General features: G+C 68.4%; 26 protein-coding genes. 12 read left to right on the top strand and 14 right to left on the bottom strand.

Going from position 1 to position 26,260, the window contains the following annotated elements; translation table 11 throughout:
- Positions 1-211 precede the first annotated feature (211 nt).
- A complete protein-coding gene (locus ACV22W_RS01540) occupies positions 212-1,423 on the top strand; it encodes an SDR family oxidoreductase (RefSeq protein ID WP_448017419.1) in 1,212 nt (403 codons plus the stop codon).
- A 78-nt stretch (positions 1,424-1,501) separates the two neighbouring features.
- On the opposite strand, the gene hpaR is transcribed toward ACV22W_RS01540, so the two are convergent.
- Positions 1,502-1,942 (bottom strand): homoprotocatechuate degradation operon regulator HpaR, encoded by a 441-nt coding sequence (gene hpaR, locus ACV22W_RS01535; RefSeq protein ID WP_059466204.1) that lies wholly within the window; start codon positions 1,940-1,942, stop codon positions 1,502-1,504.
- A gap of 161 nt (positions 1,943-2,103) precedes the next feature.
- On the opposite strand from hpaR, the gene ACV22W_RS01530 reads away from it, so the two are divergent.
- The 7 genes from ACV22W_RS01530 to hpaI all read left to right on the top strand — a co-directional run bounded on the left by ACV22W_RS01530 (position 2,104) and on the right by hpaI (position 8,009).
- Positions 2,104-2,787: a fumarylacetoacetate hydrolase family protein gene (locus ACV22W_RS01530; RefSeq protein ID WP_448017418.1), complete on the top strand. Its 684-nt coding sequence runs from the start codon at positions 2,104-2,106 to the stop codon at positions 2,785-2,787.
- Complete coding sequence (locus ACV22W_RS01525; RefSeq protein WP_448017417.1) at positions 2,784-3,548, top strand: fumarylacetoacetate hydrolase family protein; 765 nt, start codon at positions 2,784-2,786, stop codon at positions 3,546-3,548. The genes ACV22W_RS01530 and ACV22W_RS01525 overlap by 4 nt, the downstream gene beginning before the upstream one ends.
- Before the next feature lie 22 nt (positions 3,549-3,570).
- The gene (gene hpaE, locus ACV22W_RS01520; protein WP_448017416.1) at positions 3,571-5,034 is read left to right on the top strand and encodes a 5-carboxymethyl-2-hydroxymuconate semialdehyde dehydrogenase; all 1,464 of its coding nucleotides are present in this window, start codon (positions 3,571-3,573) and stop codon (positions 5,032-5,034) included.
- Positions 5,035-5,098: 64 nt separating this feature from the next.
- Positions 5,099-5,947 (top strand): 3,4-dihydroxyphenylacetate 2,3-dioxygenase, encoded by an 849-nt coding sequence (hpaD, locus tag ACV22W_RS01515; RefSeq protein ID WP_175914890.1) that lies wholly within the window; start codon positions 5,099-5,101, stop codon positions 5,945-5,947.
- A gap of 29 nt (positions 5,948-5,976) precedes the next feature.
- Positions 5,977-6,369, top strand: coding sequence for a 5-carboxymethyl-2-hydroxymuconate Delta-isomerase (locus ACV22W_RS01510; protein ID WP_448017415.1), 393 nt, complete (start codon positions 5,977-5,979; stop codon positions 6,367-6,369).
- Between the two features lie 20 nt (positions 6,370-6,389).
- The gene (gene hpaH, locus ACV22W_RS01505; RefSeq protein WP_448017414.1) at positions 6,390-7,193 is read left to right on the top strand and encodes a 2-oxo-hept-4-ene-1,7-dioate hydratase; all 804 of its coding nucleotides are present in this window, start codon (positions 6,390-6,392) and stop codon (positions 7,191-7,193) included.
- 12 nt (positions 7,194-7,205) lie between these two features.
- On the top strand, positions 7,206-8,009 hold the full coding sequence (hpaI, locus tag ACV22W_RS01500) for a 4-hydroxy-2-oxoheptanedioate aldolase (RefSeq protein WP_448017413.1): 804 nt from the start codon (positions 7,206-7,208) through the stop codon (positions 8,007-8,009).
- An 83-nt stretch (positions 8,010-8,092) separates the two neighbouring features.
- Here hpaI and ACV22W_RS01495 read toward each other — a convergent pair whose 3' ends face one another.
- On the bottom strand, positions 8,093-8,884 hold the full coding sequence (locus ACV22W_RS01495) for an AraC family transcriptional regulator (RefSeq protein WP_448017412.1): 792 nt from the start codon (positions 8,882-8,884) through the stop codon (positions 8,093-8,095).
- A 95-nt stretch (positions 8,885-8,979) separates the two neighbouring features.
- On the opposite strand from ACV22W_RS01495, the gene ACV22W_RS01490 reads away from it, so the two are divergent.
- Positions 8,980-9,267 (top strand): hypothetical protein, encoded by a 288-nt coding sequence (locus tag ACV22W_RS01490; RefSeq protein ID WP_060346468.1) that lies wholly within the window; start codon positions 8,980-8,982, stop codon positions 9,265-9,267.
- Positions 9,264-10,226 (top strand): zinc-binding dehydrogenase, encoded by a 963-nt coding sequence (locus ACV22W_RS01485; RefSeq protein ID WP_448017411.1) that lies wholly within the window; start codon positions 9,264-9,266, stop codon positions 10,224-10,226. The genes ACV22W_RS01490 and ACV22W_RS01485 overlap by 4 nt, the downstream gene beginning before the upstream one ends.
- A 131-nt stretch (positions 10,227-10,357) precedes the next feature.
- On the opposite strand, the gene ACV22W_RS01480 is transcribed toward ACV22W_RS01485, so the two are convergent.
- From ACV22W_RS01480 to ACV22W_RS01465, 4 genes are all read right to left on the bottom strand, one after another.
- The gene (locus ACV22W_RS01480) at positions 10,358-11,431 is read right to left on the bottom strand and encodes a porin (RefSeq protein ID WP_448017410.1); all 1,074 of its coding nucleotides are present in this window, start codon (positions 11,429-11,431) and stop codon (positions 10,358-10,360) included.
- 139 nt (positions 11,432-11,570) lie between these two features.
- Positions 11,571-12,638, bottom strand: a complete 1,068-nt coding sequence (locus tag ACV22W_RS01475) for an ABC transporter ATP-binding protein (RefSeq protein ID WP_448017409.1) — start codon at positions 12,636-12,638, stop codon at positions 11,571-11,573.
- Positions 12,631-14,403, bottom strand: a complete 1,773-nt coding sequence (locus tag ACV22W_RS01470; protein WP_448017408.1) for an ABC transporter permease — start codon at positions 14,401-14,403, stop codon at positions 12,631-12,633. Before ACV22W_RS01470 ends, ACV22W_RS01475 begins: the two co-directional genes overlap by 8 nt.
- Positions 14,404-14,511: 108 nt before the next feature.
- Positions 14,512-15,612: an ABC transporter substrate-binding protein gene (locus ACV22W_RS01465; RefSeq protein ID WP_448017407.1), complete on the bottom strand. Its 1,101-nt coding sequence runs from the start codon at positions 15,610-15,612 to the stop codon at positions 14,512-14,514.
- Positions 15,613-15,737: 125 nt separating this feature from the next.
- On the opposite strand from ACV22W_RS01465, the gene ACV22W_RS01460 reads away from it, so the two are divergent.
- Both ACV22W_RS01460 and ACV22W_RS01455 read left to right on the top strand, forming a co-directional pair.
- On the top strand, positions 15,738-16,412 hold the full coding sequence (locus ACV22W_RS01460; RefSeq protein WP_448017406.1) for a response regulator: 675 nt from the start codon (positions 15,738-15,740) through the stop codon (positions 16,410-16,412).
- 127 nt (positions 16,413-16,539) lie between these two features.
- Positions 16,540-17,937 (top strand): sensor histidine kinase N-terminal domain-containing protein, encoded by a 1,398-nt coding sequence (locus tag ACV22W_RS01455; protein WP_448018101.1) that lies wholly within the window; start codon positions 16,540-16,542, stop codon positions 17,935-17,937.
- Positions 17,938-18,018: 81 nt separating this feature from the next.
- Here ACV22W_RS01455 and ACV22W_RS01450 read toward each other — a convergent pair whose 3' ends face one another.
- The 8 genes from ACV22W_RS01450 to ACV22W_RS01415 form a co-directional block, all read right to left on the bottom strand.
- On the bottom strand, positions 18,019-18,885 hold the full coding sequence (locus ACV22W_RS01450) for an MOSC domain-containing protein (RefSeq protein ID WP_059525223.1): 867 nt from the start codon (positions 18,883-18,885) through the stop codon (positions 18,019-18,021).
- Positions 18,886-18,984: 99 nt separating this feature from the next.
- The gene (locus ACV22W_RS01445) at positions 18,985-19,944 is read right to left on the bottom strand and encodes an ABC transporter substrate-binding protein (protein ID WP_448017405.1); all 960 of its coding nucleotides are present in this window, start codon (positions 19,942-19,944) and stop codon (positions 18,985-18,987) included.
- A gap of 38 nt (positions 19,945-19,982) precedes the next feature.
- Positions 19,983-21,164, bottom strand: a complete 1,182-nt coding sequence (locus ACV22W_RS01440) for a c-type cytochrome (RefSeq protein ID WP_448017404.1) — start codon at positions 21,162-21,164, stop codon at positions 19,983-19,985.
- 50 nt (positions 21,165-21,214) lie between these two features.
- Positions 21,215-22,039, bottom strand: a complete 825-nt coding sequence (locus ACV22W_RS01435; protein ID WP_448017403.1) for an ABC transporter ATP-binding protein — start codon at positions 22,037-22,039, stop codon at positions 21,215-21,217.
- A complete protein-coding gene (locus tag ACV22W_RS01430; protein WP_448017402.1) occupies positions 22,033-23,133 on the bottom strand; it encodes an ABC transporter permease in 1,101 nt (366 codons plus the stop codon). Before ACV22W_RS01430 ends, ACV22W_RS01435 begins: the two co-directional genes overlap by 7 nt.
- A 4-nt stretch (positions 23,134-23,137) precedes the next feature.
- Positions 23,138-24,172 (bottom strand): ABC transporter substrate-binding protein, encoded by a 1,035-nt coding sequence (locus tag ACV22W_RS01425; protein WP_448017401.1) that lies wholly within the window; start codon positions 24,170-24,172, stop codon positions 23,138-23,140.
- 36 nt (positions 24,173-24,208) lie between these two features.
- On the bottom strand, positions 24,209-25,054 hold the full coding sequence (locus tag ACV22W_RS01420) for a class II aldolase/adducin family protein (RefSeq protein WP_448017400.1): 846 nt from the start codon (positions 25,052-25,054) through the stop codon (positions 24,209-24,211).
- Positions 25,055-25,074: 20 nt separating this feature from the next.
- Positions 25,075-26,160, bottom strand: a complete 1,086-nt coding sequence (locus ACV22W_RS01415) for an LLM class flavin-dependent oxidoreductase (protein ID WP_448017399.1) — start codon at positions 26,158-26,160, stop codon at positions 25,075-25,077.
- Between the last annotated feature and the right edge of the window lie 100 nt (positions 26,161-26,260).

Raw genomic sequence — 26,260 nt, 5'->3', positions numbered from 1 at the left:
CGGGCGATCGGGCCCCACACTTGAATTTTCCGATCCTGCGCCGCGGACGTCCGTCCGTGGCGGGCCGCCGCCGCCTCGAGACGCGATCGCCGGCCGCAGCCCGATCGGGATTGCCGGGGCGAGCGTCGGCCCGGGCCCGGCCGACAGCCGTGCGTCGCTCCGCGATCCGGGGCGGCCGCGCCGTCCGGCCGATTCTTCGAAGGAGACTATCGTGCTGATCTGGAAAACCGCGTTGTCGCTCAACTGGCGCACGAGCCTCGTGTCGCCGGCCAGCGCACCGGTCGCGGCGGCCAACGTCGGACGGCTGGTGCTCACCGGCGCCACAGGCTTCATCGGCAGTACCGTGCTGACGGCGCTCGTCAACGCCGGGTTGCTCGAGCGCATCGTGTGTGTCGTGCGTGCGGAGAATCGCGGCCACGCGGTCGCGCGTTTGCGTGAAGCGGCGTTGCGCGCGGGGCTCGCGCCGTACTGGGCATCGCGTCTCGGCGACGCGAACGTGGTCGTCGGTGCGCTCGGTGACGTGTGGCAGGGCACCGACGCGTCGCGTCTCGCCGGCGCGACGCACGTGATCCATTGCGCGGGCCATGCGTCGCCGGCCGACGGTTCGCACCTGCAGGCCGACATCGCCGATTCGCTCCACTTTGCGGAGCGGTTCGCGCACGCGCCGCAACTGCAGCGTTTCGTGTACGTCGGCACCGCCTATGCGCACGCGGGTGGCGGCGGGATCGTGTACGAGGCGACGGCGGGCGCGTCGGCGAGCGACGCGGCGCTGGGCGGCGACGGATTGCACGGCGCGGTGCTCGCGGCGGACTACCTGCAAGCGAAGGCGGAAACGGAGCAGCGCCTGCGCGCGCTCGGGCTGCCGCTCGTCGTCGTGCGCCCGTCGCACGTCGTCGGTCACACGGTGCTCGGCACGCGGCCGGCACCGAATTCGTTCTGGATGTTCCGCGTCGCGCATGCGGCGCGGCGCTTTACCGCGCGGCCGATGACGCGCATCGACATCGTGTCGGTCGACGACGTCGCGCGCGCGACGATGCTGCTGGCCGTGAAGCCGACGCTGATGCACGACGTGTACCACGTGTCGGCCGGCGACGAGGCGCCGCAGGTCGCGCAGATCGTGCGAGCGATGGACGAGGCGGCGGGCATGACGGGCGCGCCGCGCTACGCGGCCTGTGCGCCGGCCGAACTGCCGCTCGTGGTGCGCGACGTGCTCGGGCGGTCCGATCCGGCGCTCGAACGCGTGATCGGCCGCGCGTTGCGGCGAGGCGCGGAGTTCGCAATGGTCGATCGTGTGTTCGACAACCGCCGCGTGCGCGACGAAATCGATTTCGAGCCGCTGCCGTTCATCGATTACGTCGAGGAATGCATGCGCACGTCGCGCGGCGTCGCGGTGACAGAACTGATGCGCGGCGTGCTGCACTGACGGCGCGCGCGATTCGGGGCCTGCCGAATCACGGCAGCTGGTTCGCCGCCGCTCGCGGCGGACTGGTGGCGGCGGGCCCTACGACGCGCTGCCGAGTTCGATCAGCCGGTCGAGCGCTCGGTAGATGTCGTCCAGGCCGTCCTCGCCGAAACGCGCTTCAAGCTGACGATACTGCTCGTCGATGCGCGGACCGATTTCCGTGACCAGTTTCCTGCTTTGCGGCGTCAGGCTCACCAGCAGCCGGCGCTGATCTTCCTGCGCGCGCGTGCGCGTAATCAGGCCGTCGCGCTCCATCCGTTCCAGCACGCCCGTGAGACTCGGGCTCAGGATGCAGCAGCGGCGCGCGATCTGTCCCGCTTCGAGCGCGTGAGCCGGCTCGCCGTCGAGCACGCGGATGATCCGCCATTGCTGTTCGGTCAGCGCGAATTCCTTGAGAATGGGGCGGAACAGGCCCATCAGCGTTTCGCGGGCCTCGAGCAGCAGCATGGCCAGGTTGCGATGGTCGAGCGTACGGTTCATCGGGGTCGGTAGAGGTGCAGAGGACGGGGGACGCATCAATCTTAACAGCCGATGGTGATGAATTTCGTGTATCAGGGTAATCGAGGTTGCGAGCGTGCCATTGTTTACTTAAGATGTTAACTATTGATGATGCGCCGCGACGCGCGGCAGGGGAATGACGCATGGAGCTGTCCTGCATGACCGCCGCGGCGCTGCCGGTCGCCATCGGTACCGTCTACGGTGCGCTGCTCAACGAGCGCGCCGCACTCGACGCGCTCGGCGACGCCGTGCACGCGCCGCCTTACGGCCGTCCGCCGCAGGCACCGATCCTTTACATCAAACCGGCCAACACGCACGCAGCCGACGGCGCGGCCGTCGTGGTGCCGGCGGGCGTCGATGCGCTGGAGATCGGCGCGTCGGTGGCCGTCGTGTTCTCGCGGCGCGCGACGCGCGTGGCGGCCGCGCAGGCGCTCGACTACGTGCATGGCTTCACGCTCGCGAGCGACGTGTCGGTTCCGCATCCCGATTACTACCGTCCGGCCGTGCGCTTCAAATGTCGCGACGGTTTCTGCCCGCTGGGCCCGGCGATCGTGCCGGCGGCCGCGCTCGGCGACATCGACGCGATCGGCCTGACGGTACGGATCGACGGCAGAGCCGTGGTGTCCGCATCGACCGCCACGCTGATCCGCCCGGTGCGCGAGCTGATCGCCGACGTGACGGCGTTCATGTCGTTCGACGCGGGCGACGTGCTGCTGCTCGGCGTCGCGGGTGGCGCACCGCGTGCCCGCGCGGGCAGCACGGTCGAGATTGACGCTGCCGGCATCGGCACGTTGCGGCATACGCTGATTGCGGAGGAAGCACGATGAAGACGGCGCGGGTGATCTACAACGGCGCACTGCATGCGGCCGAACCGGCCGGCGACGGCGCGATCCGCCTCGACACGGGGCGCGTGCTCGCCGAGGACGCGGTGACGTGGCTGCCGCCCGTCGCACCGCGCACGACGTTCGCGCTCGGCCTCAATTACGCGGACCACGCGAAGGAGCTCGCGTTCAAGGCACCCAGCGAGCCGCTGATTTTCCTGAAGGGGCCGAACACGTTCATCGGCCATCGGTCGCACACCGTGCGCCCGGCGGACGCGACGCACATGCATTACGAGTGCGAGCTGGCCGTCGTGATCGGCCGCCCGGCGCGCAACGTGAGCCGGGCGCGGGCAATCGATTACGTTGCCGGCTACACGGTCGCAAACGACTATGCGATCCGCGATTACCTCGAAAACTACTACCGCCCGAACCTGCGCGTGAAGAACCGCGACACCTGCACGCCGATCGGGCCGTGGTTCGTCAGCCGCGACGAGATCGGCGATGCGGGCGGCCTCACGCTGCGCACAACGGTGAACGGCCGGGAGACGCAGCGCGGCAGCACGCGCGACATGATCTTCGACGTACCCGCGCTGATCGAGCACATCAGCGGTTTCATGACGCTCTCGCCGGGTGACCTGATCCTGACCGGCACGCCGGAAGGGTTGGCCGACACGAAGCCGGGCGACGAGGTGGTGACCGAAATCGAAGGGATCGGCCGGCTCGTGAACACGATCATCGGCGAAGCAGACTACTATCGCGCCGGCTGAGCCCGTCGCCCAAGGAGAGCACATGACCATCAAGCACTGGATCGACGGCCGCGAAGTCGAAAGCCGAGAGACGTTCACGACGCTGAACCCGGCGACAGGCGACGAGATTACCGATGTCGCGTCCGCCGGCGAGGCCGAAGTCGACGCGGCCGTGCGCGCGGCGAAGAAAGCATTTCCGAAATGGGCGAACACGCCCGCCAAGGAGCGCGCGAAGCTGATGCGCAAGCTCGGCGAGCTGATCGAGAAGAACGTGCCGATGCTCGCCGCGCTCGAGACGCAGGACACCGGCCTGCCGATCGCTCAGACGAGCAAGCAACTGATTCCGCGCGCGTCCGAGAACTTCAACTTCTTCGCGGAAGTGTGCGTGCAGATGAATGGCCGAACGTATCCGGTCGACGACCAGATGCTGAACTACACGCTGTACCAGCCGGTCGGCGTGTGCGCGCTGGTGTCGCCGTGGAACGTGCCGTTCATGACCGCGACGTGGAAGACGGCGCCGTGTCTCGCGCTCGGCAACACGGCCGTGCTGAAGATGTCGGAGCTGTCGCCGCTGACGGCCGACCAACTCGGTCGGCTCGCGCTCGAGGCCGGCATTCCGCCGGGTGTGCTCAACGTCGTGCAGGGCTACGGCGCGACCGCCGGCGACGCACTGGTGCGCCATCCGGACGTGCGCGCAGTGTCGTTCACGGGCGGCACGGTCACGGGCAAGCGGATCATGGAACGCGCGGGCCTGAAGAAGTATTCGATGGAGCTTGGCGGCAAGTCGCCGGTGCTGATTTTCGACGATGCGGATTTCGACCGCGCGCTCGACGCGTCGCTGTTCACGATCTTCTCGATCAACGGCGAGCGTTGTACCGCGGGCTCGCGGATCTTCGTGCAGCGCACGATCTACGATCGCTTCGTGCAGGAATTCGCGCGGCGCGCGAACAACCTGGTGGTCGGCGACCCGACCGATCCCGCGACGCAGCTCGGTGCGATGATCACGCGCCAGCACTGGGAGAAGGTGACGGGCTATATCCGGATCGGCGAGCAGGAAGGCGCGCGCGTGGTGGCAGGCGGCGCGGACAAGCCGGCCGGCCTAGCCGACCATCTGCGCAACGGCAACTTCGTGCGCCCGACCGTGCTCGCCGACGTCGACAACCGGATGCGCATCGCGCAGGAGGAAATCTTCGGGCCGGTCGCGTGCCTGATCCCGTTCGAGGACGAGGAAGAAGGTCTGCGGTTCGCGAACGACACGTCCTACGGGCTCGCGTCGTACATCTGGACGCAGGACGTCGGCAAGGTCCATCGCCTCGCGCGCGGCATCGAGGCCGGGATGGTGTTCGTGAACAGCCAGAACGTGCGCGACCTGCGCCAGCCGTTCGGCGGCGTGAAGGAGTCGGGCACCGGGCGCGAGGGCGGCGAATACAGCTTCGAGGTGTTCGCGGAGATCAAGAACGTGTGCATCTCGATGGGTTCGCATCACATTCCCCGCTGGGGCGTGTAACGGGCGCGGATCGTTTCGCCGCAGGAACGCCGTCAGAACGCCAGAACGAAACGGAGACTTAACGATGGGCAAACTGTCCCTCGCCGCGAAGATCACGCACGTGCCGTCGATGTACCTGTCGGAGTTGCCCGGCAGGCATCATGGCTGCCGCGAAGCGGCGATCCGCGGCCATCAGTTGATCGGCGAGCGCTGCCGCGCGCTCGGCGTCGACACGATCGTCGTGTCGGACGTGCACTGGCTCGTCAACGCCGGCTATCACGTGAACTGCAATGCGCGGTTCGCAGGCACGTATACCAGCAACGAACTGCCGCATTTCATCCGCGACATGGCATACGCGTATCCGGGCAACCCGGCGCTCGGCCGCCTGATCGCCGAGACGGCCAGCGCGCGCGGCATCGCGACACGCGCGCACGAAATCGACAGCCTCGAACTCGAATACGGCACGCTCGTGCCGATGCGCTACATGAACGGCGACCAGCACTTCAAGGTCGTGTCGATCGCGGGCTGGTGCATGTGGCACACGCTCGACGAAAGCCGGCGCTTCGGCGAGGCGCTGCTGGAGGCCATTGAAAAGAGCGATTCGAACGTCGCGTTCCTCGCGAGCGGTTCGCTGTCGCATCGCTTCAACGACAACGGTAGCCCCGAGGAGTCGATCCACCAGATCAGCCGTGAATTCTTCCGGCAGGTCGACCTGCGCGTGGTCGAGCTGTGGAAGCAGGGCGACTTCAAGACCTTCTGCGCGATGCTGCCGGAGTACAACACGCATTGCCACGGCGAAGGCGGCATGCACGACACGGCGATGCTGCTCGGCCTGCTCGGCTGGGATCGCTACGACAAGCCCGTCGAGATCGTCACCGACTATTTCGCGAGCTCGGGCACCGGGCAGATCAACGCGATCTTCCCGCTCGCGTGAGCGCTACATCATCTATCCGGAGCGTTGCCATGCCACACATCGTCGTCGAGTACACCGCGAACATTCGTGACGACGCGCACATTCCCGCACTGCTGCGTACGATCAACGCGACGCTGATCGCGCAGGGCGGCGTGTTTCCGACGGGCGGTATCCGCTCGCGCGCGATCGAGCTGCAGGACTACTGCGTCGCCGACGGCACCGGGGACGACGCGTTCGTCCACGTGACGCTGAAGATCGGTTCGGGCCGCAGCGACGAAACCAAGAAGGCCGCGTGCGACGCGTTGTTCGACGCGATCAAGGCGCATTTCGCCGAGCTGTACGCGAAACGCTATCTCGCGTTGTCGATGGAGCTGACCGAGTTCAGCGAAAGCGGCTCGTACAAGCACAACAACATCCACGCCCGCTACAAGCGGGCCGGCTGAACACCATACCCGATCCGACCATGCTCGAACCCGCCATCATCGACCAGCTCGCGCAGCGTCTGCACGACGCCGAGCGCGAGCGCAAGCAGATCCGCCAGATCTCGCTCGACCATCCCGACATCACGATCGACGATGCCTACGCGATCCAGCGCGCGTGGGTGACCCTCAAGCTCGCGGAAGGCCGCACGCTGAAAGGGCACAAGATCGGCCTCACGTCGAAGGCGATGCAGAACACGTCGCAAATCGACGAACCCGATTACGGCGCGCTGCTCGACGACATGTTCTTCGACGACGGCGGCACGATTCCGACCGGCCGCTTCATCGTGCCGCGCGTGGAAGTCGAGCTCGCGTTCGTGCTCGGCAAGCGGCTCACGGGCCCGAGCTGCACGATCTTCGACGTGTACGACGCGGTCGACTATGTGGTGCCCGCGCTCGAGATCATCGACGCGCGAAGCCAGTCGATCGACCCCGATACGAAGCGGCCGCGCAAGGTGTTCGATACGATCGCCGACAACGCGGCGAACGCGGGCGTCGTGATCGGCGGGCGGCCGGTGCGGCCGCAGGACGTCGACCTGCGCTGGATCGCGGCGATCATGTCGCGCAACGGCGTGGTCGAGGAAACGGGCGTCGCGGCCGGCGTGTTGAACCATCCGGCCAATGGCGTCGCGTGGCTCGCCAACCGGCTGTCGCGCTTCGACGTCGCGCTGGAACCGGGGCAGATCGTGCTCGGCGGATCGTTCACGCGGCCGTGTGCCGCACGTTCGGGCGACACGTTCAGCGTCGACTACGGTCCGCTCGGAACGATCCAGTGTCATTTCGAGTGAGGTGAGCGAACGATGCTGATTCCGTCGAATGTCTTCAAGGCCGCGCTCGCGCGCGGCGACGCGCAGGTCGGACTGTGGCTCGGGCTCGCGAATCCGTACTGCGCCGAAGTCGTCGCTGGCGCCGGTTTCGACTGGCTGCTGATCGACGGCGAACATGCGCCGAACACGGTGCCGACGATCCTCGCGCAGTTGCAGGCGATCGCGCCGTATCCGTCGCATCCGGTCGTGCGCGTGCCGTGGAACGATCCGGTGATCGTCAAGCAGGTGCTCGATCTCGGCGCGCAGACGCTGCTCGTGCCGATGGTGCAGAGTGCCGACGAAGCGTGCGCGGCGGTGGCCGCGACGCGTTATCCGCCGCACGGGATTCGCGGGGTCGGCAGTGCGCTCGCGCGCGCGTCGCGGTGGAATCGCGTGGGCGACTACCTGCATTGCGCGAACGACGAGATGGCCGTGCTCGTGCAGGTCGAGACGCGCGCCGGGCTCGATGCGATCGACGCGATTGCGCGGGTCGATGGCGTCGATGGCGTGTTCATCGGGCCGGCGGATCTGGCGGCCGACCTCGGACATCTCGGCAATCCCGGGCATCCGGACGTGCAGACGGCGATCGACGGCGCGATCCGGGCGATCAAGGCAGCAGGGAAGGCGCCGGGCATTCTCAGTGCAGACGAGGCGGCGGCGCGGCGGTATCTCGAAGCGGGGGCGTTGTTTGTTGCGGTGGGAGTCGATACGACGCTGCTGGCGCGGAGTGCGGAGCGGCTGGCGGCGCGGTTCAACGGGAAGAACGACGCGGCGAAAGAGGGCGCAGGGACGTATTGAGCCAGACGGCGGCGCGCAGCGGATGTCGGCCCGGCGAGCGCTCGCTTGCCGTCGTGCGCGGCCGTGCGCGAGGATGGCCGCGTCTATTCCGCCGCGAGCGGTCCCGCCTGCATGTATCTTCCCGGCGTCGTCCCCAGCGCACGCCGGAACATGTCGATGAACGCGCTGACGTTGTCGTATCCGAGATCGAGCGCGATCGTCGTCACCGGCACGCCGTCGGCGATTTTCTCGAGCGCCCGCAGCAGCCGGGCCTGCTGACGCCACTGCGCGAACGTCAGCCCGGTTTCCGCAACGAAGCGGCGGCTCATCGTTCGTGCGCCGATACCGGCCCATTCCGCCCATTCCTCCAGCCGCCGGTTGTCCGCCAGATCCGCGGCGAGCGCATCCGTGATCTTCACGAGCCGCGGATCCCGCGGCCGCACCAGCCCCAGCGCTTCGGCTTCCGATGCCGCGATTTCATCGAGAATCACGTCGGCGATTCGCGTTTGCGCGGCCGTCAACGCGGTATCGCCCCAGCTTGCCGCGCGTAGCACGGCTTCGCGCAGCAGCGGCGATGCGCGAATCGCGCGGGGCGTCGGCGGCAGCGCCGAGCAGCGCGCTTCGGCGACGAACGCCGACCAGCCGGAAATCGGCCCGAACGAGCGCAGCGAATGCCGGTAATGCGGCGGAATCCAGATCGCATGGATCGCCGGCACGACCCAGTCCTGGTCGTCGAGGCCGATCGTCACCAAGCCGCTCGACGCGCCCACGAGCTGGCCGCGCGCATGCGCGTGCGATGGCGTCACGCGCGGATCGCGTTGGGACAGGACGGCGGCGACGATGAACGGGCCGTCGTCGGACGTGACGAATCGGGCGGGCAGGAGCGGATCGGACATGGCCGGATATCGGTATCGATTGGCCGTTATACCGGAGATTGGCCGAAATCGCACGCCTACACTGCGTGCATCGACGTCAACCGGAGTGAGAGGCCATGCGAGCCGAACAGATTCTTCCCGACCATGCCGACCGGATCGAGGCCGGCGCAACGACGATCCGCAAGGGCACCGTGGGCGCGTTCCTCGTCAATGCGCGCGTGCTGACCGACCCGGGCGCATCGCCCGCCGAGCGCGCAACGGCCGAAGCCGATCTCGTCGACGCGTTGCCCGCGTTACGCGCGATCGGTTTGTTCGAACTGCTCGAGGTGCGCGACCCGGCGCTGCGCGCATGGATCGACGCACGGCCTGCGGCGGCAGCCGCCCATGCGAGGAAATCGACATGAAGGCCGCAGTCGTGACGGGCGTCGGCGTGCGTCCCGCTTACATGACGTTCGACGCGCCGCGAGCAATGGCCGGCCATCGGCTGATCCAGGTGAGTGCATCCGCGCTGAGCCGACTCGCTCAGGGACGCGCGGCGGGCACACATTATTCGGCCGGCACGGGCTATCCGTTCGTCGCCGGGGTGGATGGTGTCGGGTACGGCGATGACGGTCAGCGTGTGTACTTCTTCGGCGCGCCGGCGCCGTTCGGCGCAATGGCGGAGTGCACGATCGTGGCCGACGCGTTGTGCGTGCCATTGCCGGACGACCTCGACGATGTCACGGCCGCGGCGATCGCGATTCCGGGCATGTCCTCGTGGGCGGCGCTGACCGAGCGCGCGCGGCTCGTGGCGGGCGAGACGGTGCTCGTCAACGGCGCGACGGGCACGTCCGGGCGGCTGGCCGTACGGATTGCGAAGCATCTCGGCGCGGCGAAGGTGATCGCGACGGGCCGCAACGCGGCCGCGCTGGACGCGTTGCTGAATGCCGGCGCGGACGCCGTCGTGTCGCTGCAGCAGGACGATGCGCATCTGGCGCGGACGCTCGAACCGCATTTCCGCGCGGGCGTGGACGTCGTCCTCGATTATCTGTGGGGCACCAGTGCGCAGGCGCTGCTGATTGCCGCCGCGAAGGCGACACCCGACGCCCACCGGCTGCGCTTCGTGCAGATCGGTTCGATCGGCGGCGCGAACGTGGCGTTGCCCGGTGCCGTACTGCGCGCCACCGCGATCGAACTGATGGGTAGCGGGCTTGGCAGCGTGTCGCTGCGGCGTTTGCTGGCGTCGGTGCGCGGCGTGTTCGGCGCGACGCGACCGGCGGGTCTCGCGATCGAGACGCGTATCGTGCCGCTTTCGGCGGTCGCCGAACACTGGGGCGATGCGGACAGCTCGGTGCGGCCGGTGTTCACAATGCGCAGCGACTGAGCGGCGATCGGATCGATGCCTGGAACGGCGCGGGGCAACGACGCGGCAACGGCCGGCTGCCCGTGGTCATTGTTCATGGCATTGCGCGGCAGGTGGGCGGCCGACCGCCGCCCGCCTGCCCGGGCACCGGATCAGAACCGCTGCTGAATCCCCGCCGTCACGCCGACCTGCGTGGTGCCATACCCCGCGAAATCGCGCGACACGCCGACCTTCTGGTCATGCTTCGCGATCGCGAACGCACCGGCCGCGTACAGCACCGTGCGCTTCGACAGCGCGTAGTTCGCGCGCATCGACACCAGCGTCGGATCCGCATCGCTGCCGCCCTTGACGTTCTGGTGATAGACAGCGGCAATCAGCGAGAACGCCGGCGTGAACTGGTACGACCCGCCGACCCAGTACGTGTCGCTCAACTGGTTCGCCACGGCGGTGCGAAACGCGCGCTTGTAGTTGCGATAGCCGGCCATCGTCTTCAGGTCGCCGAAGTCGTAGCTCAAGCCCGCGTGAATGCCCTGGATGTAGTCGACGGTATCGGCCGGCGTGACGCTGTCGGCCGCGCCGTTCTGCCGGTCGAACGTGAGCACCGCCGCGAACGGGCCGGTCTCGTAGCCGAGCGCGACGTCGTATTTCGAGCTGGTCTTCACGCTGCCCGGCACGTTGCCGAAGCCGTACATCGCGCCGAACTTCACGCCGCTGAATTCACCGTCGTAGCGCACCGCATTCGACGAGCGCGTGAACATGCCGTCCTTGCGGCCGCCCGTCGCCATCGACGACGTCGCCCACGAGTAGTTCTGCGCGTAACCCATCGGATCGAACGGCAGCATGTAGTCGTACGTGACGGTGTAGTTGCGGCCGAGCGTCAGCTCGCCCCATTTGCCTTTCAGGCCGACCGTCGCGCGACGCGCGAAGATCGAGTCAGGGCCGTCGTCGAACGCACCGCTCGCGAGATCGATTCCGCTTTCGAGGCGGAACACGGCCTTCAGCCCGCCGCCGAGATCCTCGACGCCGCGCAGGCCCCAGCGCGACGTATTCTTGTTGCCCGACTTCAGCTTGACGGAACTGCCGCCCTCCGGCGCCGCATGGTTCGTGTATTCGATGCCGGCATCCATGATCCCGTACATCGTGACCGACGACTGCGCGTGCACGACGGGGGCGGCGATGCAGGCCGCGGCGGCCGAGCTGGTGAGGACTGCTGCGCGAAATTTCATTGACGGTGTCTCCTGATTTATTGTGGGTTGGGTGAAGTGGATGTGACGCAGTCGAGGCCAACTCCGGAAAGCGTTCGCCGGACCGGCCTGTCATTACCTTGCCCGACGTGCGCGGCGCGCAGAGCACGCCGCGCACGGGTCAGCCCGCTTTCGCGAACGCCCAGCAGTCGTTGGTCGGGAATTCGATCCAGTGCTTGCCGGCCGCGCGCGGCACGTGGCCGAACGCGCGCAGGCGCATCTCGCCGCAATGAAACAGGTATTCCCAGCGATCGCCGAGATACATCGACGTGACGAGATCGGCCTGCAGCCGGTTCGCTCCCGGGCCGTCGGCGACCTGCACGCGTTCGAGACGGATCACTGCCTGCGCGTCCTGGCCCGGTGCGAACGTGTCGCGGGCCAGCGCCTGCAGTTCCCAGCCGTCGCCGGCGAGCGTCACGCGTTCGCCGTCGACGGCCGCGACGCGTGCATCGATGCGGTTGTTGCTGCCCATGAACTCGGCCGTATACAGCGAGCGCGGCGCGCCGTACAGCTCGGCCGGCGTGCCTTCCTGTTCGATGCGGCCGTTGCGCAGCAGCAGGATGCGGTCGGACATCGCCATCGCTTCGGTCTGATCGTGCGTCACGCAGAGCGCCGACAGCCCGAGCGACACGATCAGCTCGCGCAGCCACGCACGCGCTTCCTCGCGCAGCTTCGCGTCGAGGTTCGACAGCGGCTCGTCGAGCAGGATCACGGGCGGGTTGTAGACGAGCGCGCGTGCGATCGCGACACGCTGCTGCTGGCCGCCCGACAGCTGATGCGGAAAGCGTTCGGCGAGATGGCCGAGGCCGAGCTGATCGAGCGCGGTCTGCACGCGGCGCTTCTGTTCGGCCGGCGCGACGCGGCGCAGCTTGAGCCCGTAGCCGACGTTGTCGGCCACGGTGCGGTGCGGCCACAGCGCGTACGACTGGAACACGAGGCCGAGCGAACGCTGTTCGACCGGCAGGTCGACGCGCCGCGCGCCGTCGAAGAACACGCGGTCGTCGAGCTGGATGCGCCCGTCGGACGGCTGTTCGAGGCCGGCCACCGCACGCAGCAGCGTGGTCTTGCCGCTGCCCGATGCGCCGAGCAGGCACACGACTTCACCGGCCTTCAGTTCGAACGACACGCCCTTGAGGATCGGGTTGGCGCCGTAGCTGAGATGCAGGTCGTCGACGATGAGCTTATCCATGAAGTTTCACTCCGAAGCGCAGGGCCACGCCGAGACCGGCGCCGACCATCGCGATGTTGATGACAGAGAGCGCGGCCACCTGGTCGACGGCGCCGGTCGCCCACAGCGACACGAGCAGCGCGCCGATCACTTCGGTGCCGGGCGACAGCAGGTAGACGGCGGTCGAGTATTCGCGCTCGAAGATCATGAAGATCAGGAGCCACGCGGCGAGCAGGCCGAAACGCACGAGCGGCAGCGTCACGTCGAGCGACACGCGGCTGCGCGTCGCGCCGACGCTGCGCCCGGCTTCCTCGAGTTCGGGGCCGACCTGCAGCAGCGCGCTTTGAATGAGCCGCATCCCGTATGCGAGCCACACGACCGTGTACGCGATCCAGATGCTCCACATCGAGTTCTTCAGCTCGCGCAGGCCCGGGACGAACAGGAAGATCCAAAGGAACGCGAGGCCGGCGAGCAGGCCGGGGACCGCGCGCGGCAGCAGCACGAGGTAGTCGAGCAGTTTCGTCGCCCAGTCGTGCCGGCGGTGGCCGGCGAACGCGACGAGCGAGTAGAAGCCGATCGCGAGCGCGCCGCCGATCACGCCGATGCCGAGCGTGTTGACGATCGCGCGCACGAGGTTGTCCTGCTCGAACAGCTCGATGAAGTTCGACAGCGTCAGCACTTCGGCGAGCGCGACGCCTTCGCCCCAGTTGGTCACGAATGCGCGCAGCACGATGCCGGAAATCGGCACGATCACCGTCAGCATCAGCCACAGCGCGACGATCGCGAGCGCGATCCAGCGCCATACGCCGAGCGGTAGCACCGTCGCGCGGCCGGCCTTGCCCTTCACGGTGACGAAGCGGTTCGCGGTCTTCAGCAAACGGCGCTGCAGCAGCACGAGCGGGAACGTGATCGCGACGATGCACACGGCGACCGCGGCCATCAGGTGATACGACGGCACGCCGAGCTTGTTGGTCAGCTTGTACAGGTAGGTCGCGAGCACGAGGTGGCCTTCCGGATCGCCGAGCACGAGCGGCAGCCCGAACACCTCGAAGCCGAGGAAGAACACGAGCACGCCGGCGAACAGCAGTGCGGGCATGGTCATCGGCAGGCTCACGTCGAGCGCGACGCGGAACGGGCGGGCGCCGGTCACGCGCGCGGCCTCCTCGACGTCCGAACCGAGGTTGCGCAGCGCGGCCGACGAGTACAGGTAAACGTGCGGCACGTGCGTGAGGCCGACGATCACCGTGATCGCGAAGATCGAGTAGACATTCCAGGGCACGTTCTGCACCCCGAACAGTTCCTTGAACCACACCGAGTAGAAGCCGACCGGGCCGGCCGCGACCACGTAGCCGAACGCGAGCACCATCGGCGATACGAACACGGGCGTGAGCAGCAGCGGTTCGAGCCAGCGGCGGCCGGGCAGGTCGGTGCGCACCATCAGGAACGCGAGAATGCCGCCGAGCGGGATCGAGATGAACAGCATCCCGCCGGCGATGATGAACGAGTTCTTCACGGCCGACCAGAAGTCCGGGTCGGTGAAGATGAAGCGGAAGCCTTCGATGCCGAGCGTCTTGTTCGCATCGAAGAACGGCGCGGACAGCAGGCTCTGGAACAGGATGAAGCCGAGCGGCAGCGCGACCGCGACGGTGAGCACCGCGACGACGATCCATCGCAGCATGCCGGCGAGCGGCTGCAGGCCGTTGGCCGGAAGCGCGGGGATCGCGCCGCCCGGGCCGGCGGTGGGCGGAACGACGGGCGCCGTTCCGCGTGTGCTGGTTGAAAGCATGAGTTCGCCCCTGCGGCCATCCGGATGGCCGCCTCTAGGAAGTCGGTAAGGGGAAGGGGCCATCCGCGCGATGCGCGGCGGGCGGCCCGTGGTCAGTTGCTCAGCGGATCAGCGCTTGATCGCCTGCTGCCATTGCTTCAGGAACGCAAGCCGCTTCGACTGGTCGAGATAGACGAGCAGGCCGGTGCCGATCTGGATCGGCTTCAGCGAATCGCCGAGTTCCTTCGTGAGGCTCGCGGCCGACGTTTCGCCGGTCACGTCCGTACGGATCGCGTACAGGTTCGCCTGATTCGCGATCAGCGTCTGGCCGCGCTGCGACAGCAGGTAGTCGACCCACAGCTTCGCGGCGTTCGGGTTCTTCGCCTTCTTGGAGATCGTGGCCAGGCGGCTCACGACTTGTGTGTAGTCCTTCGGGAATACGTAGCCGATCGACTTGTCCTTCTTCGCCTTCGCGTACGCATACGAGCCGATGATGTTGTAGCCGATCAGGTTCTCGCCCGACGAGATGCGCTCCATCATCGCGCCGGTGCTCGACTGCAGCTTCGGACCGGTCGCGCCGATCGCCTTCACGAGCTCCCACGTGACCTTCTCGTTCACGTGCGCGTCCTGCGTCAGGTAGTTGAAGCCGACTCCCGACTTTTCGATGTCGTAGGTCGTGACCTTGCCCTTGAACTTGTCGGCCTGCGTGGCGAGCAGCTTGATCAGGTCGGCGCGGGTCTTCGGCACTTCGTTTTCGGGGATCAGGCGCTTGTTGTAGACGATCGCGAGCGGCTCGAACGTCGTGCCGTACGCCTGCTTCTGATATTGCGCCCATTGCGGCACGTTCGCGCTTTCGGGCGAATCGTACGACGCCATCAGGCCGTCGTTGACGAGCTTGACCTGCAGGTCCATCGCCGAGCTCCACAGCACGTCGGCGCTCGTGCTGCTCGCCGCGTTTTCGCTGATGTAGCGGTTGTACAGCTCGGTGCTGTTCATGTCGTTGTACTCGACCTTCACGCCGTACAGGTTTTCGAAGTCCTTGATCAGCGGGCGCACGAGGCCCGTGTCGGTCGTGGAGTAGACGATCAGCTTGCCTTCCTTCTTCGCGGCGTCGACGACGCCTTGGTAGTTACCCGGATATCCGGCCGGAACCTGCGCGACGGCGGCGCCGGCGGCGGTGCCCAGGACGATCGCCAGCGCGGTGGCGAGCTGCTTCGGTGCAAACGGCATGTCTTCCTCCAGTGAAGCGTGTGTGTTGTTCGAGTGACGCGGATGTTAATTGCGAGGCACTTTCAGCCTGCTTTCATTTCGGTTCACAATAGCGTCCTTTGTGTCATGGATTTCCCGAGGTCCCCATGCGTGTGCTGCTCGTCGAAGACAACCCGAACCTGGCGCAGTCGCTGAACGACGCGCTGAGCGCCGCGCGTTTCGCGGTCGATCACATGGCGGACGGGGAGGCGGCGGATCACGTGCTGCGCACCCAGGACTACGCGCTGGTGATCCTCGATCTCGGGCTGCCGAAGCTCGACGGGCTCGAGGTGCTGCGGCGGTTGCGCGCGCGCCGCAATCCGGTGCCGGTGCTGATCCTGACTGCGCACGGCTCGGTCGAGGACCGCGTGAAGGGGCTCGATCTCGGGGCCGACGACTATCTCGCGAAGCCGTTCGAACTGACCGAGCTGGAGGCGCGCGCCCGCGCGCTGATCCGGCGCAGCCTCGGTCACGAGCATTCGCGGGTCGAATGCGGGCCGCTTTCGTATGACAGTATCGACCGCAGCTTCCACCTCGCCGGCGAAGCGCTGCCGCTCACGCCGCGCGAGCGCTCGGTGCTGGAGGTGCTGATCCTGCGCAACGGTCGCGCGATCAACAAGGAGACGCTGTCGGAGAAGATCTTCGGGCTAGACGAATCGGTCAACGCGGACGCGATAGAAATCTACGTGTACCGGCTGCGCAAGAAGCTGGAAAACACCGGCGTCGCGATCGTCACGCTGCGCGGGCTCGGGTATCTGCTCGAAGCGAAGGTCGCCGGATGAACCAACCCCGCGCTCACCAGCCTTGCACGGGACCGGAGTATGCGCTGAAGCGTTATTCCGGATCGACACGTAAGCTGCCCGCCGCGAGGACGCATGCCGCGCTTGGGGCGGCCCGGCGGCAGACATGATGATCCGCCGCCCGAACCTGCGCACGCAAGTCGCGCTGTGGCTGCTGCTGCCGCTGCTCGGGCTGCTCGCGCTCGACTCGTGGCTCACGTACCAGCGCGCGATGAGCGCCGCGCACGTCGCGTTCGACCGCACGCTGTCGTCGTCGCTGAAGTCGATCCGCGAAGGCGTGCGGCTCAACGACGGTGAGATCGAGGTCGACCTGCCGTATCTCGCGCTCGAGATGTTCGAGTCGGGCGACGGCGGCAAGATCTACTACCTGATCCGCGAGGACAACGGCCACACGATCACCGGCTATCCGGACCTGCCGCTGCCGCCGGGCGACGGCGCGCTGTTCGTCACGCGCTACTACAACGTCGTCTATCGCGGCGAGCAGTTGCGCATGGCCGCGTTGCGCGTGCCGGTGCACGACGTGCCGACCGCGCAGACGCGCATCGTATGGGTGATGGTCGGCGAAACGATCGAGGGGCGCCAGGCGCTCGCGCGCGAAATCCTGATGGGCTCGCTGCTGCAGGAAGGCTTGCTCGTCGTGCTCGCGCTCGGGATCGTGTGGCTCGGCGTCGGGCGCGGGCTGCGGCCGCTGAACCGGCTGTCCGCGAAGGTCGCCGCGCGTACCGACGGCGACCCGACGCCGCTCGACACCGGCGGCATGCCGAGCGAGCTCGCGCCGCTCGTCGAGTCGATCAACCAGTACATCGGCCGCACGCAACGGATGCAGGTCGCGCGGCGGCGCTTCTTCGCGGACGCGGCGCATCAGCTGAAGACGCCGCTCGCCGCCGTGCAGGCCGGCGTCGAACTGGCCTTGCGGCCGGACGAGCAGCCGCGCATGAACGTGCATTTGCGGCGCGTGAACGGTGCGGTGCGGCAGGCCGCGAAGATCGTCCAGCAGCTGCTGTCGCTGTCGCGGCTCGATTCGGACAGCGGCCATGCGGTCGCACACCAGCCGGTCGCGTTGCATTGGCTGGCGCGCAGCGTGACGCTCGACTGGTCGCCGGTGGCGCGGGCGCGCGACATCGATCTCGGCTTCGAGCACGAGGCCGACGTCGACGTGCATGGTCAGCCGGACCTGCTCGGCGAAATGATCGGCAACCTGATCGACAACGCGATCCGTTATTCGGGCGACCGTGCGGTGATCACGGTGCGTGTGTCGCGCGACGGCGAGCATGCGCGGCTCGACGTGATCGACAACGGGCCGGGCATTCCGGCAGCCGAGCGCGACGCGGTGTTCGAGCGCTTCCATCGCGGCAGCAAGACGCAGACGGTCGAAGGCACGGGGCTCGGGCTGTCGATCGTGCGGGAGATCGCGCGCGTGCATCAGGGCAGCGTGACGCTGACCGATGCGGCGGGCGGCGGGCTGGTCGTGACGGTGACGCTGCCGACGGTTCCGGCGGCGCAGTAGAAGGCGGGCCGCGCTCGACGCAACCGCGGTGAATGGCGACGGCGAAAGCGATACGCCGTCGCGCCGTTTCGACCGATCCGCTCAGTCGCCGAACCCGATCTCCGCTTCGAGCGACTGCCCGACCTCGAGCCACGCGCCCGCGCCTTCGACGACGATCGCGTTGATGCCGAACGTCAGCGCGTCGTCGTAGTTCGGATGCGCGCGATAGGTCTGCATCGTATCGGTCGGCTCGTGCGGCCATTCCGGGTTCGGCGCGCCGGTCACCTGGTCGATCGTCGGCATCGGGCAGCGCGTGCACAGCTTCACGAGGCGCAGGCGCACGGGCGTGTCGCCTTCAGCGTCGAGATGCTCGACGAAATCTTCTTCGTACGCATCGAGATCCGACACGACGATGTTCGGGCGGAAGCGGTTCATCGGGATTGCGGGCGCGCCTTTCGCGACGAGCTTCGCGTTCAGGTCGTCGAGCGACGACTGGCCGATCACGAGCAGCGGATAGCCATCCGCGAACTGCGTGTGCGTGTCGATGTCGCCGGTCCATTTGCGGTTGCAGCCGCGGCGCGACTCGGCCCCGAAGCGCGCAAGCTTCAACGGCACGCCGAGAAATTCGGTGAGCCACGCGGCCGTCTCGGCGCCCGTGTCGATCGCGTCGACGGTGTCGCGCCAGACGGTCGCGGCCATCTTCGGTGTGGCGGGTGTCGCATCGCCGTCGAGCGGCGTGCGGATCTCGGGCATGCCCGGCGCGTTCAGCACGAGCGCATCGTGCTCGAGCGCGGTGCGGATCAGCGCGAGGCGCGGGTGCGTGCGCTGCGTGATCATCATTCCGTCCGGGGTGGTGATCAGCCAGTGGCGGTCGTACGCGAGGCCCGTTTCGAGCAGTTGCGCGCGCGACAGCGCGATGCCGGCGCAGGATTTGATCGGATAGACGAAGAGTTCGGAAATGGCTGGCATGACGCTGGCTGAAGGCGGGATGATCGAATCGCGATTGTGCCAGATCATGCGAAAGCCGTTTGGGCGGTTGCAGGCCGTCGCGCCGAGCCGTACGGCCGGTCACGCCAGCGGAAAGCCGAGGTCGAAGGTCGTGCGCACGTCGAGCGGCTGGCGCAGCAGCCCGGCCTTCAGGTAGAAGTCGGCCGTGCGTTGCTGGCCGGCGATCACCGTCGCGTCGATCGGCTGCCAGCGCGTGTTGCGGCGCTCGAACTGCAGCTTCGCGGCCGCCGGTGGGATGCCGACGATGCGCGCGAGCGCCGCCGAATACGCGTCGACGTGCCGGTACGACCAGGCCTGCGCGCGCACGACGCGTTGGAGGAAGTCGCGCAGCACGTCGCGCTTCGATGCGATCGCCGCGTCGGTCGCCGCGACGTAGCTGAGGCCCGACCACAGGCCGCGGCCGTTGACGAGCACGCGCGCGCGGCCGCTCGTTTCGGCGAGCGCGGTATAGGGTTCCCACGTCGCCCACGCGTCGATCGAACCGGTTGCGAGCGCAAGCATCGTGTCGGCCGGCGGCAGGAAGCGGAACGATACGGCGTCGGGCGGCAGGCCTGCGGCGTCGAGCGCCTTCAGCGTGACGAAATGGCCGATCGAGCCGCGCGTGGTGCCGATGCGCTTGCCTTTCAGGCCGGCGGCGTCCTTCAGCGTCGCGTCGGGCCGCACGAGCACGGCGGTGCCGTACGGGTCGGAGCGGTTCGCGCCGATCACCTTGATGCGCGCGCCCGATGCGAGCGCGAAGATCACCGGTGCGTCGCCGATCGGTCCGCAGTCGACGGCCGCCGCGTTCAGCGCTTCGGCCAGCGGCGCGGCGGCCGGGAATTCGGTCCATGCGATGTCGTATGCGAGGCCGTTCAGTTCGCCGGCCGCTTCGAGCAGCGCGCGCAGCCCGCCTTTCTGGTCGCCGGCACGCAGCAGCGCTCGCGTGCCCGATTGCGCGTGCAATGCGGTCGGCGCGACGGCGAGGATGGCGGCGGCGAGGGCGCTCGCTTGCGCGAGAAAGTGGCGTCGGGTCGGATTCATCGTGAAGTTCGGTCGATCGGAGGAAACGGTTCAGGGATTCAATGCGGGAGCCCGGCCTGCACGTCGCGCACGGGTTCAGCGTCCACACGCAGCAGCAGCGCGGTCAGCGGATCGACGTTCGCGGGGGCGGCGGACGGCCGGGCGGTCGCATCCGAGCGGCACAACAAATCGTCGGCCGACCAGCCCGCGCTGCCCGGCAACGCGCGCGCCCGCAGCCAGCCGCGCCGGTCGGCAAGCAATTGCGTGCCGCCGAACGTCTCGGGCGGCACGCCGGCGATCGTCGCGAACGCTTGCCATGCACCCGGCGTCGACGCGACACAGTTCGCGCGCGGGCCGGGGGCCGGTGGCGCGGGCGTGTCGTCGACGGTGACGAGCAGCGTCTGCCAGCGCGGATCCTCCGTCGGCGGCGCGCTGCCCGGCGCGAGCGCAACGATGCGCACGCGCTGGCCCTCGCGCCAGCGCTCGAGCGGTTGCGGCGCGGCGCTGCCGCAACGCACGTCGAGCGCGGGCAGCGGAACGGGCACGGGCCACGCACCTTCCGCCCGTGCGCCGCTGCCGGCCGACAGCGCCTTCAGGTAAGCGAGCACGGCCCACGTGTCGGCCGGGCCGAGCGTCGCGGCAAAGCCCGGCATCGACGCCGCGCCGCGCGCGTCGTGCGTACCGTGTCGCACGCGCCAGTACAGTTCGCCGTCGAGCCGGCGGGCGAGCAGCGCGCCCGCGAAGGTCGGCGGCCAATGCGCGAGCGTTGCCGCGAGCGGCCCTTCGCCGCGGCCGTCCGCGCCGTGACATGCCGCGCAATGCCGCGCATACAGGTGCGCGCCGCGCGTCACGTCCGCGACGGAAAGCGGCGCCGGATTGCGCTGGAAACTGGTCGGCACCGCGGGTGCGAGCCACAGCGATGCCGGCGGCCACGGCGCGAACCACGCGACGGCCAGTGCGGCGATCGCCGATGCCGCCCGCCACTTGCGCGAAACGAGCGCGATGCCGCCCAGCGCCACGGCGAACGCGGTTGCCGCGCAAGCGAACGCAAGCTGTCGCGTGAGCCCGGCATCGATGCGCAGCGTTTCGAGCGCGATCCGGTGTGCCCAGGGCCACGCGGCCTGTCCGTCGGCATCCCCGGTCAGACCGGCCGCATGCAGCGCGCGGGCGAACGCGATCTGCGCGCGATACAGCAGTTGCAGGAACAGCAGCGCCCAGTCGGCGAACGGCGGTGCATTCATCGGCGCGGCCTTTGCCGTGCGCGGGCCATCCTGCCATCGGCACTCGGCATCTACCAGCTCGCATCGAGTCCGAGATGCCGCAGCGCTTCGTGGCGCAGTTCGGCGAGACGCGGGTCACCGCGATGGCGCGGATAGGGCAGGTCGACGCGTAGTTCCGCGACGATCCGCGCGGGACGCGGGCCGAACACGATCACGCGCTGCGCGAGAAACAGCGCTTCCTCGACATCGTGCGTGACGAGCAGCGCGGAAAAGCCATCGCGTTGCCACAGCGCGGTCAACTCGGCCTGCATCGTCAATCGCGTCAGCGAATCGAGCTTGCCGAGCGGCTCGTCGAGAATCAGCAGGCGCGGATCGTTGACGAGCGCGCGTGCCAGCGCGACACGCTGCGCCATCCCGCCCGACAACTGATGCGGAAACACGTTCGAGAATTCCTGCAGCCCGACGCGCGCGAGCGCATCGTCGACGCGATGTTGCGCGGTGCGAGCCACGCCGCGCGCCTCGAGGCCGAGCGCGACGTTCGCGCGCACGCGGCGCCACGGGTAGAGCGTCGGATCCTGGAACACGACGATGCGCGACGGATCGGGCCGCTCGATCGGCACGCCGTCCTGCGCGATTCCGCCTTGTCGCGCGGCGTCGAGGCCCGCGACGAGCCGCAGCAGCGTCGATTTTCCGCAGCCGCTCGGGCCGAGCAGCGCGACAAATTCGCCGGCCGCGACCGACAGCGTGACGTCGTCGAGCACCGGCAGAGGGCCGCCGGGACCGTCGAACGCATGGCTCACGCGGCGGACGTCGATGCGCGCGCCGCGCGGCGCCGTGGCATCGGGCGTGGCGGGTGCCGGGGAGGCGGACGATTCGAGAACGGCGGCGCTTACCATTTGACGGTTCCTTTCTGCCACGCGAGCACACGGTCGCGCACCGCGAACAGCAGCGCGATCAGCCCGGAAAACAGCAGCGCCATCACGACCAGCGCCGCGTACATGTTCACGTACGATGCCCAGCCCTGCGCCCAGCTCAGGTACCAGCCGAGCCCCGACTTGACGCCCATCATCTCGGCGACGACGAGTACCGTAAACGATGCGCTCAACCCCATGAAGATGCCGACGAACACATGCGGCAGCGCGGCGGGAATCGCGACGCGCAGCACCAGGAAGCGCGCGTTCGCGCCGAGCGTGCGCGCGACGTCGTAGTACTGCCGGTTCACGCTCGCGACGCCCGACCACGTCAGCACCGCGACCGGGAAGCCGGTCGACAGCGCGATCAGGAACGCGGCGGCCGAATAGCTCGTCGGGAAGAAGTAGAACGTGAGCGGCAGCAGCGCGGTGGCCGGCACCGGGCCGAGCACGCGCAGCACCGGATGCACCCAGTAGCCGATGCGGCGCGACCAGCCGATCGATACGCCGACCGCGAACCCGACCGCGACGCCATACGCGAACCCGAGCGAAAGCAGCTTCAGCGTATTGCCGGCGCTGCCGGCGAGGCGCGGCCAGTCGTCGACGTAGACCTCGATCAATGCCTGCGGCGGCGCGAAGAACGGCGTCGGCAGCCAGCCGGTTTTGGCCGTGACGATTTCCCACGCGGCTAGCACGAGCGGCAGTGCGACGAGCCACGGGCCGGCCGGGCGCACGCGGGCAAGCCGCGCGCGCGTGGCCGGCACGCGATGGCCGAGCGTCGCGGCGACCAGCAGCAGCGCGGCCATCGCCCATGCGGCGATGCCGAACGTGTCGGTGTATGCCCAGTCGGTGAAACCGACGACGCGGTTCGGCCACACGTCAGTCACCGCGCCGAGCGCGGCCCACGCGAGCGCCGCGACGACACCGGTCGACCAGGTACGCGCACGGCGGGCTTCGGCCGCGAGCGTCGCGTCGCAGGCCGTGCATGCTGCGCGGGACGTGGCAGGCGCGGCGGCAGTACCGCCGGTTGCGGATGCGGATGCGGTGCGCGCGGCGGCCGCGTGTTCGATCGTCGACATCGCATCACCCCAGCACGTTCGCATAGACCTGCTGCGCGAAGCGCTGCGGGTCGGTGCTCTTCTTCAGCACGCTGATCCCGCGGAAATCGTCCGCGTAGAACGCGATTTCCTGCTGCAAGTCGACATTGGTCGGGTGGTGCGTGTAGGTCAGCGTCGCGTACAGCTTGCGCAGATCTTCCGGATTGATCTTCGGCGAATACTTCGCGAACGCCTTCGCGGCTTCGTTCGGGTTGTCGTGCGTGTATTCGGTTGCCTGCACGATCGAGCGCGCGAGCGCGGCGGCCGCGGGCCGGTCGTTGCGCACGAGGTCGCCGCGCGCGCCGATCACGCAGCACACCTTGCGCGCGTATTCGCCGGACAGGTTCGTCGCGAGTTCCGTATATGCGCCGTTGCTGCGCTTTTCGAGCAGATAGAGATTCGGGTCGCCGTCGGCGATCGCCTGGATCTCGCCCTTGTCGACCGCGACGCCGAGAAGATCGGCCGGATACTGCCGCCACGTGATGTCGCGTTCGGGATCGATGCCGTTCTTCGCGAGCAGAATCGAGAAGAAGTGCTTGCCGGGCGCCGCGAGATCGCTGACGCCGACCGTCTTGCCCTTCAGCGCCTGAAGCGTCGTCACGCCGGCCGTCTTCGCGCCGAGCAGCCGCACGCAGCCGCCGTGCGAGCTGCCGATGATCTTCACGTCGAAGCCGGCTTCGAGCGGCTTCAGCCAGCGGTGAATCATCCCGACCGCCGCGTCGGCCTTGCCGGTCGCGATCGATTCGAGCAACTGGTCGGTCGATCCGCTGTAGTTGATCAGCTCGACCTTCAGCCCGTTCTTCTCGAAGAAGCCGTTTTCCTGCGCGACGACGATCGGCGTCAGGCAGAACGCGTTCTGGTTCCACGCGAACGTGAGCTTCTTCAGCGGCGGTGCGGACCATGCTTTGCGGCCGAGCGTGATCGCCGGCGCGGCGAGCGCGGCGGCGCCGGCCGCGCGCAGCAGCCGGCGGCGCTTGTCGTCATGGGCGCCGGCCGGCGCGGGTGCGGTGGGTTCGGTCATCGTGTGGTCTCCGGATCCGGTCGTGCGGAAGGGCGCTCAGTCGAGCAGGTCGGGTTCGTCGGCGACGACGCGTGCGAACAGGCTGTCGAACGCGTGCAATGCGCCGTCGGGGCCGCCGATCTGGCCATGCGTGTGTCGCGCGGTAGCGTGATCGATCGGTTGCGGCGTGCCGGCCGCTTCGGCCAGCAGCTGCGTATGCGCGGCGTTGTCGAGCGCGATGTACCACCACGCGGCGGCCTCGACCGTCGGGCCGGCCGTCAGGATGCCGTGGTTCTTCAGGATCACGCCCTTGTGCGTGGTGCCGTCGGGCTTCGCGAGCGCGTCCGCGATCCGCGCGCCTTCGCTCGTGTCGACGACCATGCCCGTGAAGTCGTCGAACAGCGCGTGATCCTCGTAGAACACGCACGCGTCCTGCGTCAGCGGATCGAGCGGGCGGCCGAGCGTCGACCACGCCTTGCCGTAGGTCGAATGCGTGTGCGCGGCGGCGACGATGTGCGGATGCGCGTCGTGAATCGCCGCGTGGATCGCGAACGCGGCCTTGTTCAGCGGCTGGTTGCCGATTGCGGTTTCGCCGCGTGCGTTGACGAGCAGCAGGTCCGATATCTTGATCCGCGAGAAATGCACGCCGAGCGGATTCACCCAGAAGTGGTCGGGCAGTTCGGGGTCGCGCGCGGTGATGTGGCCGGCGAGGCCCGACGCGAAGCCGAAGCGCGCGAACAGGCGGAACGCGGCCGCGAGCCGCTCCTGCCGGTGGCGGCGCTCAGCGGCGACGTCGACGCGCGGCGCGGGCGGATCGAACCAGAAATGCTGGCGCGGCGTGTCGGCGAGGACGAGGCCCGACGCGGTGCGCACGGGCGATGACGAAGCCAGGACGGCGGACATGATCGGCGTCTCCCTTTGCGTCAGGCCGCGCGCCGCGCCGCGTCGCGTGCCGCGACGGCGCTGCGCACGCGCGGAATCAGTTCGCGACCGTAGTCGATCGCGTCTTCGAGCGGATCGAAGCCGCGGATCAGGAACGTCGTCACGCCGAGGTCGTAGTAGTCGAGCAGCGCGTCGGCGACCTGTTCGGGCGTGCCGACGAGCGCGGTCGAATTCGAGCGCGCGCCGGTGAGCTTCGCGATCTCGGTCCACAGCCGCTTGTCGACGCGCGAGCCGCGTTCGGCCGCGGCGAGCAGGCGCCGCGCGCCTTCGCTCTGCTGCGGGCCGCCGCTGCCGAGGCCGGCCGCTGCGCGCAGCCGGCGCGTTTCGTCGAGGATCCGGTGCGCGCGCGCCCATGCTTCGTCTTCGGTCGCCGCGAGGATCGGCCGGAACGACACGGAGAAGCGCACCTGCCGGCCGTGTTTCGCGGCTTCGGCGCGCACGCGGGTCGTCAGGTCGCGCACCTGGTCGAGCGATTCGCCCCACAGCGCATAGACGTCCGCGTGCTTGCCGGCGACTTGCAGCGCCGCTTCCGAGGCGCCGCCGAAGTAGATCGGCACGTGCGGCTGCTGGAACGGCTTCACTTCCGAAAAACCCTGCGTGAAGCGGTAGTGCGCGCCGTCGTGATCGAACGGCTGCGTTTCGGTCCAGATGCGGCGCAGGACGCCGAGATATTCGTCGGTGCGTGCGTAGCGTGCGTCGTGGTCGAGGAAGTCGCCGTCGCGTTGCTGCTCGCTGTCCGAGCCGCCGGAGATGAAGTGCACGGCGAGCCGGCCGCGGCTGAACTGATCGAGGGTCGCGATTTGCCGCGCGGCGAGCGTCGGCGCGGTGAAGCCCGGCCGATGCGCGAGCATGAAGTGAATGCGCTCGGTCGCGGCGGCGGCGAACGCGATCGTCAGCGTCGCGGACGGGCCGGTCGAATGGTGCGGGACGAGGATCCGGTCGAAGCCGGCCGTTTCGTGTGCGCGTGCGAAGTCGCGCACGTAGTCGGGGTCGACGACGGGGCCGGCAGGTGGATGGATTTCCGACTGCTTCTGGCTCTGGACCATGCCGATGAATTCGACGCTCATCTGGGTCTCCGATGCAAGGACGGCCCCACATGGCCGGCAACGGACGGCGGGGGCGGGAATGGAGCGGAGATTACCGCCGGGATCATGCGGAACGGAAATA

The organism is Burkholderia sp. AW49-1, from assembly GCF_053427845.1.
Note: the sequence above shows the minus strand (reverse complement) of the source record. Positions and strands in the feature narration are given on the sequence as shown.